This window comes from Pseudomonas sp. JC1203, assembly GCF_056175065.1.
Genome location: NZ_JBWCAM010000012.1, coordinates 127,559 through 138,277 on the forward strand (window position 1 = coordinate 127,559; position 10,719 = coordinate 138,277).

Annotated in this window: 12 protein-coding genes; 3 read left to right on the top strand and 9 right to left on the bottom strand. The window is 64.9% G+C overall.

What is annotated here, in order from left to right; translation table 11 throughout:
* Positions 1-53: 53 nt before the first annotated feature.
* From AC0SZ7_RS18815 to AC0SZ7_RS18830, 4 genes are all read right to left on the bottom strand, one after another.
* Positions 54-2,132 carry an LTA synthase family protein gene (locus AC0SZ7_RS18815; RefSeq protein WP_475505790.1) on the bottom strand — a complete coding sequence of 693 codons (2,079 nt, stop codon included), beginning with the start codon at positions 2,130-2,132 and terminating at the stop codon, positions 54-56.
* Positions 2,133-2,304: 172 nt separating this feature from the next.
* Positions 2,305-2,496: a PLDc N-terminal domain-containing protein gene (locus AC0SZ7_RS18820; RefSeq protein WP_416427556.1), complete on the bottom strand. Its 192-nt coding sequence runs from the start codon at positions 2,494-2,496 to the stop codon at positions 2,305-2,307.
* A gap of 132 nt (positions 2,497-2,628) precedes the next feature.
* Positions 2,629-3,159, bottom strand: a complete 531-nt coding sequence (locus AC0SZ7_RS18825) for a hypothetical protein (protein WP_475505791.1) — start codon at positions 3,157-3,159, stop codon at positions 2,629-2,631.
* A 64-nt stretch (positions 3,160-3,223) separates the two neighbouring features.
* Positions 3,224-3,748, bottom strand: a complete 525-nt coding sequence (locus tag AC0SZ7_RS18830; protein ID WP_475505792.1) for an ankyrin repeat domain-containing protein — start codon at positions 3,746-3,748, stop codon at positions 3,224-3,226.
* A 340-nt stretch (positions 3,749-4,088) separates the two neighbouring features.
* Here AC0SZ7_RS18830 and AC0SZ7_RS18835 point away from each other — a divergent pair, with 340 nt between their 5' ends.
* The gene (locus AC0SZ7_RS18835) at positions 4,089-4,367 is read left to right on the top strand and encodes a DUF3509 domain-containing protein (protein ID WP_475505793.1); all 279 of its coding nucleotides are present in this window, start codon (positions 4,089-4,091) and stop codon (positions 4,365-4,367) included.
* Positions 4,368-4,430: 63 nt separating this feature from the next.
* On the opposite strand, the gene mtnC is transcribed toward AC0SZ7_RS18835, so the two are convergent.
* From mtnC to aroC, 5 genes are read right to left on the bottom strand one after another with little or no spacing between them, the layout of a single operon-like run.
* Positions 4,431-5,108, bottom strand: coding sequence for an acireductone synthase (mtnC, locus tag AC0SZ7_RS18840; protein ID WP_475505794.1), 678 nt, complete (start codon positions 5,106-5,108; stop codon positions 4,431-4,433).
* Between the two features lie 13 nt (positions 5,109-5,121).
* A complete protein-coding gene (locus AC0SZ7_RS18845) occupies positions 5,122-5,667 on the bottom strand; it encodes a 1,2-dihydroxy-3-keto-5-methylthiopentene dioxygenase (protein ID WP_475505795.1) in 546 nt (181 codons plus the stop codon).
* Positions 5,668-5,686: 19 nt separating this feature from the next.
* The gene (locus AC0SZ7_RS18850) at positions 5,687-6,307 is read right to left on the bottom strand and encodes a methylthioribulose 1-phosphate dehydratase (protein WP_475505796.1); all 621 of its coding nucleotides are present in this window, start codon (positions 6,305-6,307) and stop codon (positions 5,687-5,689) included.
* Complete coding sequence (locus AC0SZ7_RS18855; protein WP_475505797.1) at positions 6,304-7,470, bottom strand: MFS transporter; 1,167 nt, start codon at positions 7,468-7,470, stop codon at positions 6,304-6,306. Before AC0SZ7_RS18855 ends, AC0SZ7_RS18850 begins: the two co-directional genes overlap by 4 nt.
* Positions 7,470-8,561: a chorismate synthase gene (gene aroC / locus AC0SZ7_RS18860; protein ID WP_475505798.1), complete on the bottom strand. Its 1,092-nt coding sequence runs from the start codon at positions 8,559-8,561 to the stop codon at positions 7,470-7,472. Before aroC ends, AC0SZ7_RS18855 begins: the two co-directional genes overlap by 1 nt.
* 136 nt (positions 8,562-8,697) lie before the next feature.
* Here aroC and AC0SZ7_RS18865 point away from each other — a divergent pair, with 136 nt between their 5' ends.
* Both AC0SZ7_RS18865 and AC0SZ7_RS18870 read left to right on the top strand, forming a co-directional pair.
* Positions 8,698-9,651: an alpha/beta hydrolase gene (locus AC0SZ7_RS18865; RefSeq protein ID WP_475505799.1), complete on the top strand. Its 954-nt coding sequence runs from the start codon at positions 8,698-8,700 to the stop codon at positions 9,649-9,651.
* A 99-nt stretch (positions 9,652-9,750) separates the two neighbouring features.
* On the top strand, positions 9,751-10,551 hold the full coding sequence (locus AC0SZ7_RS18870) for a hypothetical protein (RefSeq protein ID WP_475505800.1): 801 nt from the start codon (positions 9,751-9,753) through the stop codon (positions 10,549-10,551).
* Positions 10,552-10,719: the final 168 nt, after the last annotated feature.

Genomic DNA, 10,719 nt, shown 5'->3' on the forward strand with positions numbered 1-10,719 from the left:
AAAAAAACCGATGCCATCGCTGGCATCGGTTTTTTCATTGCAGGCGTATTCGCTTACTTCTTCGAATCCGCCACGCCCGCCGTGTTGTCCAGCAGGCTCTTGGTGGCCGTCTGGATGAACGAGTCGAGCTTGTGCAGCAGGTCGGCCTGGTCAGGCTGATCGGCAATTGGCTCGGCTTTCGGGTCGCTGCCCATCTGGAAGCGGAACATGCGCGGCGGCATGTCCTTGGGCTGAACCAGGATGCGGTCGCCGGTGATGATGGCCACGGTCTGTTCGTTGCCCGATGGCTTGATCACGCCGAAGCCCTTGTCGCCGTCCGGCAGGTTCAGCAGGTCACGGCCCCAGCACTGGTTGCGGGTTTCGCCGCCAACACGGCCCATGATGGTAGGCACGATGTCGATCTGGGTGCCCACGGTGTGGTTCACCGCGCCGAACTTCTGCTGCAGGCCTTCGCCGATCATCAGCATGGGCACGTTGAAGCGGCCCAGGTCCATCTCGGTGATCTGCTGCTCGTTGCCGAAGCCATGGTCACCCACCACGATGAACAGGGTGTCCTTGAAGTACGGCTCTTTCCGGGCTTTCTCGAAGAACTGGCCCAGGGCCCAGTCGGAGTAGCGCATGGCCGTGAGGTGTTGGTTCAGCGGGCCACGGTCAGTAACCTCAGGCACCGGCAGCGGCGACGGAATGGCGTACGGGGTGTGGTTGGACAGGGTTTGCAGCAAGGCGTAGAACGGCTTGCCAGCCTTGTCGCGCTTGGCCAGTTCCTGGGCGCCACGGTCGAACATGTCCTGGTCGGACACGCCCCAGGTGGGGTCGGAGAACACCGGGTTGACGAAGTCATTGCGGCCGATGAACGTGGTCATGCCCTGGTTGGCGAAGAAGCCCGACTGGTTGTCCCAGGCGAAGTCACCGTTGTACACGTACACGTCATCGTAGTTGCGCGCGCTGAGCAGCTCCGGCAGGCCCGACAGCTTGTGCGCGCCTTCCGGGGTCTGCATCAGGTATTCGAAGCCCGGCAGGTTCGGGAAGCAACCCATGGTGGCGAACATGCCCTGGTGGGTATGGGTGCCGTTGGAGAAGAAGTGGTCGAACAGCACGCCCTCCTTCGCCAGCTTGTCGAAGTACGGGGTGATGTTGCCGGGTGCACCCAGGGCGCCTACCGAGTGACCGGCGAAGCTTTCCATCAGGATGACCACGACGTTCTTGTAGCCCATCACGTTCTGCGCCGGCGGCGTGAAGTCGCGACGTACCGCGGCGGTGTCGGCGTCCACCAGCTTGTCGTTGGCGGTCAGCAGCATGTTGCGCACGGTCTGCTGGGCATCATCCTCGGGGATGGTGGCCTTCCAGATGTTGTCGCGCTCGTCGGAGAAGCTGCTCTTGGCTGCGCCGATCAGGCTGAGGGTACCGTTGAGGCCCAGCTGGTTGGCGAAGTTGGAGTCGGTGGTGTAGGCATCCCCCCAACGCAGCGGCGGGCCCTGGCGCAGGGTGCCACGGGCGGCGACCACGGCCACGGCCAGCAGCACCACGAACACGGCCACGCGGCCATACCACGGCGCCACCGGGCGGCGGCCGCTGGCCACGTAGTCCACGCGCGGGCGGGTCAGGCGGTCGATGCCCTTGAACACCAGGCTCAGCAGCCAGGTTACCAGGGCCCAGGCCAGCAGGTAGCGCACCACCGGGTAGCCGTACCAGAGCATGCTCAGTACGGTCTTCGGGTCTTCCTTGACGTACTGGAACACCAGGCCGTTGAGGCGCTGGTGGAATTCGCGGAAGAAGTCCAATTCCATCAGGCCCAGGAACATCATGGCGCTGGACGTGATGGTCAGCCAGAAGCGCCACAGGCCGCGGCGGGCCATCAGCCATGGCACCAGCGTGGCGATCAGCAGCGGCACCAGGGTGTACACCACCAGGCGCACGTCGAAGCGCAGGCCGTTGCCGAACGCCTCGACGAAGGTTGCGGCCGGGGTGTCGAGGATCATTTCACGGTTGTACATCAGCAATGCCAGGCGCAGCAGGCTGAGCAGGACCATGATGGCCAGGCCGCTGAGCAACGTGTAGGCAAGGTGGGATTTGACGGTCGGCTGCCGGCGTTTATACGCCTGCGCCGGACCCAAGGCGTCCGTGTTGGCCATGTCGATAGAAAATCCGTGGATGGTTTATTGGAATCGTGAATCACGAGGCGGCAAATGGTGCATCAAGATGGCAGGGGATGCACTGCATAATTTTGCCTGGGGCCACGTCATATCTTTGTGAAAGCCTTGCTGCACGGGGGGCAAGACTGCCCCCCACACACCGCGTAACAATTCAGAGCCGCACATTGCCCCTTGGGCCGGCGATGGCCCAGATAATCAGGCCCAGCACCGGCAACAGCAGGATCAACAGCACCCAGATGATTTTCATGCCGACTTCGGCGCTGCTTTTCAGCACATTGATGATTGCCCAGATATCCAGGGCAAGAATGATCAGGCCGACCAGGCCGTTGAAGGTGGAACCCATGGGGAGTGCTCCGAGAAGGGGATTCCCCCTTCAGCGTAGCCCACCGCACCGTAGCAGCGGCCGCAGGCCGCGTCCGGGGGCGCCGCAATGGGTGCCTGGAACACGGACGCAGCCTTCGGCAGCTGCTACGGGTTAGCGGTGCACGGCGATCTTGAGGGCTTCCAGGGACGGGGCGGCGGCGATGTTCACTGCCGCGCACAGCTCCAGCACGCGCTCCACGTCCTTGCCGAACACCAGCACGCACTGCATCTCGTCATCCAGCGGCTGGCTGAAGTTGACCAGGGTGTAGCCGCCGTCTTCCTTGGCCAGGCTGCTCATCTGCACCTGGATGCGGTTGAGCGCGGTCAGCGGTTCCACCTTGGCCAATTGCTTGGCCTTGAAGTTGAACGCCACGCCCGGGCCGAACGAGTCGGTGATCTGCTGGAACAGGTCCTGGTAGCTGTCGGCCTGGAACAGCACGGTCTCGGGCAGGCTGCCCACCACTACCCATTCGCCCAGGGCGATGGGGAAGCTGTCGTCGTAGTTGATGTCCGGGTTGGCCGCCAGGAACGCTTGCGGGTCGGCGTAGGCCTGGGCGGCTTCGTCGGCGATGCGGGCGATGTCGGCGTCCGCCAGGCAGCCCGAGCTGATCTTGGTGATGAGTTCAATCAGTTGGTCTTTCATGGGGGCAGCCTGCAGCAGACAAAAAAAGGGCGCAAAGGATAGCCGCATTCGCGCCCCGAGGGTATCAGGCCGTGAGTTTCGCCAGCTGCGCGGCGGTGTCCTGGGCGCCCATGGTCTGCGCCGCAGCCAGGGCGGTGGCGCCGTTCGCATCGCGGGCGTGGGGGTTGGCGCCCTTGGCCAGCAGGTAATCGACGATGGCGGTGCGGTTGAACATGGCCGCCATCATCAGCGCGGTACGGCCGTCGCCACCGGCGCCTTCGACACTGGCACCGCCCTCTATCAACAGTTGCACAACCGCCAGGTCACCCTTGAACGCGGCACCGGCCACAGGGCTCTGGTTGTTGTCATTGCGAATCTCTGGGTCGGCGCCATGGGCCAGCAGCGCGCGCACGGCGTCCTGGTGGCCGTGGTAGGCGGCCAGCATCAGCAAGGTGTCACCCTTGTGGTTGCGCAGGTTCACCGGCAAGCCCTTGTCCAGCAGGCGGCCAAGCATCTCGGCATCGCCGCTGCGGGCCACGTCGAACACTTGCGCGGCGAACTCGGCGGCCTCGTCCGGGGTCATCTGGCGGGCGGTTTGAGCGTCGGTCATGGTGGATTCTCCTGGCTGGCTAATGCTGTTCAGTGTCCGGGCGCGGCGACAGGCGGTCAACAGAACCTGCCTATGGCGCCGGGCAAGGGAATTAATTGGCAATACGTTGTCATAGACCATAGGGATGACGTAAAAGTCGCCCCGCCCTCCCCCGGGTTTGTCCGAACCCGTCGCGCAAAATGCCGTGCAACAAATGACCAGTCATGCATTTTGCACGGATCTGAAAATCACGATTCTCCTGAAGTGCCCGGTTTCATTGGGTTTCGCCCTACTGGCAAAACTGGCACGCGCTCTGCACTCCTTACTCACAGGTTTGCCAACCAAAGAGCCAGGAGCTGACATGAACTTCATTCAAGAAAAATTCGCTTCCGTATTCGCAGGCTACGAGGTCACCACTCAACCGCGCCCCGATGGCGCCGTGCTGCTTACCCTGCGTGACACCGAAGGGAAAGTGACCAGAAGGTCGATTTCGTACCAGCAGCTGCACACCGCAGAGCAACTGACCTGGGTGATCAGCGCCATTCGCCGCGACCTGGCGGGTGCTGCCAGCGAGCTGCCCGCAATCAACATGCTGCAGAGCCAGAATCGCTTCGCGTTGCCGACCTATCATTCGGCCTGAAACACGGGATACCTTTTCGCGGGCAGAGCCCGCTCCCACCCGGGAGCAGATTCTGCCCTTGAATCAGCCGGCGCGAATCTGCGTGAAGCTTTCGACGCAGGCGTGGTCGCCAAGTTCCCCGCCTTCACGCACCAGCCCCACCGTGTGCATGCCGGCCGCCCGCGCCGCATCCAACTCCTCCACCACGTCCGACAGGAACAACACCTGCCCAGCCGCCACGCCCATGGCCGCGCTGATGGTGCGGTATGACTGCGCGTCCCGCTTGCCGCCCGAAGTGGTGTCGAAGTAGCCACTGAACAATGGCGTCAGGTCACCCGCCTGCGAGCAGCCGAAAATCAACTGTTGCGCCTGCACCGAGCCCGACGAATACACGTACAGCGTCAAGCCCTGGGCATGCCAGCGCGTCAGCGCCTCCACGGCGTCGGGGTACACGTGGCCCTTGAGCAGGCCGGCGTGGTAACCCTCCGCCCATACCATACCCTGCAAGGCCTTCAGCGGCGTGGCCTTGCGGTCCTCGGCCAGCCACCCCAGCAGGATGGCGATAACCCTCTCGACATCGGCGCCGGGCTCACCGCCAAGCTGGCGCACGGCGTCCAACTGCGCCGCCACCGCAGGTTCGCTGGCGTGGGCGCGCACGTACTCGGGCAAGTGGCGAGCGGCAAAGGGAAACAGCACGTCGAACACAAAGCTCACCGCGCTGGTGGTGCCTTCGATGTCGGTAAGGATGGCGGTGATGGGCATGCAGGCTCCGGGGTCAGTCTTCGAGGCGCGGGAACAGGCTGGCGATTTCCTCGCCGGTGAACTTCGCCACCCAGCCTTCGGCGTTGTTGAACAGGCGAATGGCAACGAAATGCGGCTGCTCGCCCATGTCAAACCAGTGCGGCGTGCCGGCCGGCACCGAGATCAGGTCGTTCTTCTCGCACAATACGGCGTACACGTAGTCGTCGATGTGCAGGGTGAACAGCCCACGCCCCGCCACGAAGAAGCGCACCTCGTCCTCGCCATGCACGTGCTCATCGAGGAACTTGGCGCGCAGCTGGGCTTTTTGCGGGTGGTCGCGGTCCAGGCTGATGACGTCGACGGTCTGGTAGCCGCATTCCGTCATCAACTGGTCGATCTGGCCGCGATAGGCGTCGATCACCTGTTCCTGGCTGGCCCCGGGCTGAATTGGCGCGTTGGCCTGCCAGCGCTCGAAACGCACGCCATGCTCGCCCAGGGTGGCGGCGATGTCCTCGACGTGGGTCAGGACTTTGTTGGGGATGTCCGGGGTGGACACGTGGTACACGGTCAGGCTGCTCATCAGGGCCAACTCCTTTTTTCTAGCGACCGGTGACCGATCGCACTTTCAATTCGCACTCAAACAGGAATTCGAAGGCCTCGACCTGGCGCAGCGCGTCGCTCATGGCCGCGCCCCAGGTGTACAGGCCGTGGCCGCGTATCAGGTAGCCCACGCAATCGGGGTGGGCGGCCAGCCACGGCTGCACTTGGGCGGCCAGGCGGGCAATGTCCTGGTCATTGTCGAAAATCGGCACGCGCACGGTGGACTGGTGGGTGGTGATGCCGGCAAAGGCCTTCTGCAGCTCGTAGCCTTGAAAATCAAGGAAGGCGCCCGGGGTGAGCCGTGACAACACCGTGGCATTCACCGAGTGGGTGTGCAATACCGCGCCGATTTGCGGCTGCCAGGCGTACAACTGGGTGTGCAGCAAGGTTTCCGCCGAGGGTTTCTTGCCCGGTTCCAGGCTGCAGCCGGCCATGTCGGTGGCCAGCACATCATCGGGCCCCAGCTGGCCCTTGTGCCTGCCGGAAACGGTCAGCAGGGCCTGGTCGGCGCTCAGCCGCGCGGAGTAGTTGCTGCTGGTGGCCGGTGACCAGCCACGCCCGTACAGGAAGCGTCCCGCTTCGATTATCTGCTGGGCCAGGGTGTCGCGTTCAACGCTCATGCCGCCTCCTCCTTGAGCCGTGTGGCAATGATGACCGCCGCGGCCAGCGCGGCAAGGCTGGCCAGCGCGAAGGTCGTGGCCGGCCCCAGGCTGTTCCAGCTATAACCCGAATACAGCGCGCCCAACGCGCCGCCGGTGCCGGCCAGGGCGGCGTACAGCGCCTGGCCCTGGCCCTGCTGGCGAGCGCCGAAGGTGCGCTGGACGAAATGAATGCACGCTGCGTGGAAGCTGCCGAAGGTAGCCGCGTGCATCACCTGGGCCAGGATCAGCAGGCCCAGGTGGTCGGCGAAACTGCCCAGCAGCACCCAACGCAGCGACGCCAGCAGGAAGCTGGCCGCCAGCACCTGGCGCACCGAATAGCGCCCCAGAATGCGGCTCATGGCCAGGAACATCAGCACCTCGGCCACCACCCCCACGGCCCACACCACGCCGATCACCGCGCGGCTGTAGCCCAGGTGCTCCAGGTGCAGGCTGAGAAAGGTGTAGTACGGCCCGTGGCTGACCTGCATCAGCGCCACGCACACATAAAAGGCCAGCACGCCGGGGCGCAGCAATTGCTTGAGGAAACCGTCCGCCGCCGGCCGCCGTGGGTCCACCTGCGGCTGGATGTTCGGCACCCAGAAGCTGCTGACGACGATGCCGGCCATGATCACCACCAGCGCGTACGGGTAGACGTCCAGGCTCCACCATTCATACAGGCGGCCCATGACCACCACGGTGAGGATGAACCCGATCGAGCCCCACAGCCGCACCTGGCTGTAGCGCGCCGGCTGGGCGTGCAGGTGCGCCAGGGTAATGGTCTCGAACTGCGGCAGCACCGCGTGCCAGAAGAACGCGTGCAGGGCCATGACCATGGCCAGCCAGGCGTAGGTCTTGCTGACGAAAATCAGCGAGAAGCAGCCCAGGGTGCAGATGGCGCCGAAGCGCACGATGGCCAGGCGCCGGCCGGTGTAGTCACCCAGCCAGCCCCACAGGTTGGGCGCAATGCAGCGCATCAGCATGGGAATGGCCACCAGCTCGCCGATGCGCGCGCTGGCGAAGCCCAGGTGGTCGAAGTACATCGCCAGGAAGGGTGCGGTGGCGCCCAGCAAGGCGAAGTAGAACAGGTAGAACCCCGAGAGCCGCCAGTAGGGAACCCCGGCAGCCCCGGGGGCCGGGGCCATTACAGCTGGCCCAGTACCGGGGTGGTGACGCGCACGTCGGCGTTCTGGCCGCGGTTGCGCAGCAGGTGGTCCATCAGCACGATGGCCATCATGGCCTCGGCGATTGGCGTGGCGCGGATGCCTACGCACGGGTCGTGACGGCCCTTGGTGATGACTTCCACCGGGTTGCCGTGCACATCGATGGAACGGCCCGGGGTGGTAATACTGGAGGTAGGCTTCAGCGCCAGGTGCGCAACGATCGGCTGGCCCGAGGAGATGCCGCCCAGAATGCCGCCAGCGTTGTTGCTGAGGAAGCCTTCGGGGGTCATTTCGTCACGGTGCTCGGTGCCGCGCTGGGACACACAGGCGAAGCCGGCGCCGATTTCCACGCCCTTCACGGCATTGATGCTCATCAGCGCGTGGGCCAGTTCGGCGTCCAGGCGGTCGAAGATCGGCTCGCCCAGGCCAGGCTTCACGCCTTCGGCAACCACGGTGATTTTCGCACCGACCGAATCCTGGTCACGGCGCAGCTGGTCCATGTAGGCCTCAAGCTCGGGGACCTTGTCCGGGTCGGGGCTGAAGAAGGCGTTGTCTTCCACCGAGTCCCAGCTCTTGAACGGGATTTCGATGGGGCCCAGCTGGCTCATGTAGCCGCGAATGACGATGCCCTGGGTAGCCAGGTATTTCTTCGCGATGGCGCCGGCGGCGACGCGCATGGCGGTCTCGCGCGCCGAGCTGCGGCCACCGCCACGGTAGTCGCGCTCGCCGAACTTGTGGTGCAGGGTGTAGTCGGCGTGGGCCGGGCGGAACAGGTCCTTGATCGCCGAGTAGTCCTTGGACTTCTGGTCGGTGTTGCGAATCAGCAGGCCGATGGCGCACCCGGTGGTGCGGCCTTCGAACACGCCCGACAGGATCTCGACCTCGTCGGGCTCCTGGCGCTGGGTGGTGTGGCGGCTGGTGCCGGGCTTGCGCCGGTCCAGGTCGCGCTGCAGGTCTTGCAGGGACAGTTCCATGCCCGGTGGGCAGCCATCGACAATGGCGACCAACGCCGGGCCATGGCTCTCGCCAGCGGTGGTGACTGTGAACAGCTTGCCGTAGGTATTGCCGGACATGCAGGACGCTCCGCGAAATCAGCCAAAATCAGATCAGACGGCCAGTATACGCACGCTGGTGGCCTGATTCATCCCTGGATGTGCGAACCTTCGCCCTTGGTATAAGTCCAACTGCCACCTCCCAGATACTGGCTTGATGATGTTACGTATTGTTGCGCTGCTGATTTTCTTCGTTTGCCCCCTGCTGCAGGCCGCCCCCGTGATTGCCCAGCGCCCCATCGACCTGGATACCGGCAGCGGCGTATTGCACGGCTCGTTGCTGCTGCCGATGGCCGGTAAACCGGTGCCGGTGGTGCTGATGATTTCCGGCTCGGGCCCCACCGACCGTGACGGCAACAACCCCCAGGGCGGGCGCAACGACAGCCTGCGCAAGCTGGCGCTGCTGCTGGCCAACCATGGCATCGCCAGCGTGCGCTATGACAAACGCGGCGTGGCCAGCGGCCAGCCCCTGGCCCCGGATGAACGCACCCTCAGCGTCGAAGGCTACGTGGCCGACGCCCAGGCCTGGGCCCGGAAGCTCAAGGCCGACCCGCACTACGGCCCGCTGATTCTGCTGGGCCACAGCGAAGGCGCGCTGATTGCCGCCCTGGCCGCGCCCAAGGCCGGCGCCGACGCGGTCATTTCCCTGGCCGGCAGCGGCCGCCCGCTGGACCAGGTGATTCGCGAACAGCTCAAGGGCCGCCTGCCCGCAGACCTGGTGCTGCGCAGCGGGCAACTGCTGGACCGCCTCAAGGCCGGCCAGTACGACCCTGATGTACCAGCCCCCTTACAAGTCGTGTTCCGCCCCAGCGTGCAGCCTTACCTGGTGTCGCTGCTGCGCCAGGACCCGGCCGCCGCCTTTGCCCGCCTGAGCGTGCCGGCGCTGATTGTGCAGGGCCGCAATGACATCCAGGTCAGCGTCGCCGACGCCCAGGCGCTCAAGGCTGCGCAGCCCAAGGCCAGGCTGGTGTTGATCGACGGCATGAACCACGTGCTGCGCATCGTGCCCAATGACCTCAAGGCCCAGGTGGCGTCCTATAACGACCGCAACCTGCCCCTGGCCGATGCCCTGGGCCGCAACGTGGTGGCGTTTATCCAATCGGTGCACTGATCGCGCAAATAGCACGCAAGTATCGGCAAACCCTGCCGATACGCCGATGCAGGTATCCGCTTTGATACCCGCAGCGCTGCGCGAAAGAGGATCGCCGAGATGACCGATACGCAAACCCCAGAGTCACCCGAAGTGGCTGTCGAACCTGAACAGGCCCCCGTACCGGTGGAATTGCCGTGGGCGGATGTGCTGCCTGAACACTTCAAGATGCTGCGTCTGGTGCCCCTGCCGGTGGACCGCGCCACCGGCGCGCGGCCGTTGCGCTTCGTGCAGTTCGGCCGCGCCGAGCGCCACAGCCGCGACTACAGCCTGCTGCGCATGGACATCCAGCTGCCCGGGCAGAAGGTGCGCAAGGACCAGAACCGCCTGGAAGTGTGGGCCAACCACCACACCCGCACCGTGCGCTTCGGCCCCGACTCGGGCTTGTTCATGGAGCCGCTCAACCGCGGCCTGGGGCGCTTCCTGATTGCCCAGGGGGTAATCTGGGCACAGCGCAAATGGGCGCACTACCGGGTTGAAGGCGCCGCGCTGGCCAGCAAGGACGCGCTCAACGAAGACACCCGCCTGCGCCGCGACCACGTGCTGAAAAGCCATGGCCTGACCGTCAGCTATGCCGACGCCCAGCACCTCAAGGCCAGCTACGAAGGCGTGCAGGTGGGCGAGATGATTGCCACCTGGAACGGCGACAAGGTGCAGGTGGTGGAGATTCTCGACGCCGCCAACATGCTGCAACTGGCCGAGCAGAACCTGCAGGAGCTGGAGGTGAAGCTGCGCCAGCAGGAAGAAAAGGTCAGCAAGTTCAAGCGCGAAGATGCCGGCTTGCGCTTCACCATCACCTGCCTGGTGGCGTTCGCGGTGTTCCAGGCGGGGCTGTTGATCTGGATCGCTACCCACCGGTGATCGCGGGGCCAAGGACGCGGCCTGGCGGCGGATGGCCGCCCCGCCGCTGCTACATCCTGTGGGAGCTGGCTTGCCAGCGAGTTGGTGGGGCCCTAACAGCTCGCTGGCAAGCCAGCTCCCACAAGACAGGTGCGGCTACGGGATAGCGGCGGCGCTTTACGCGCGCGA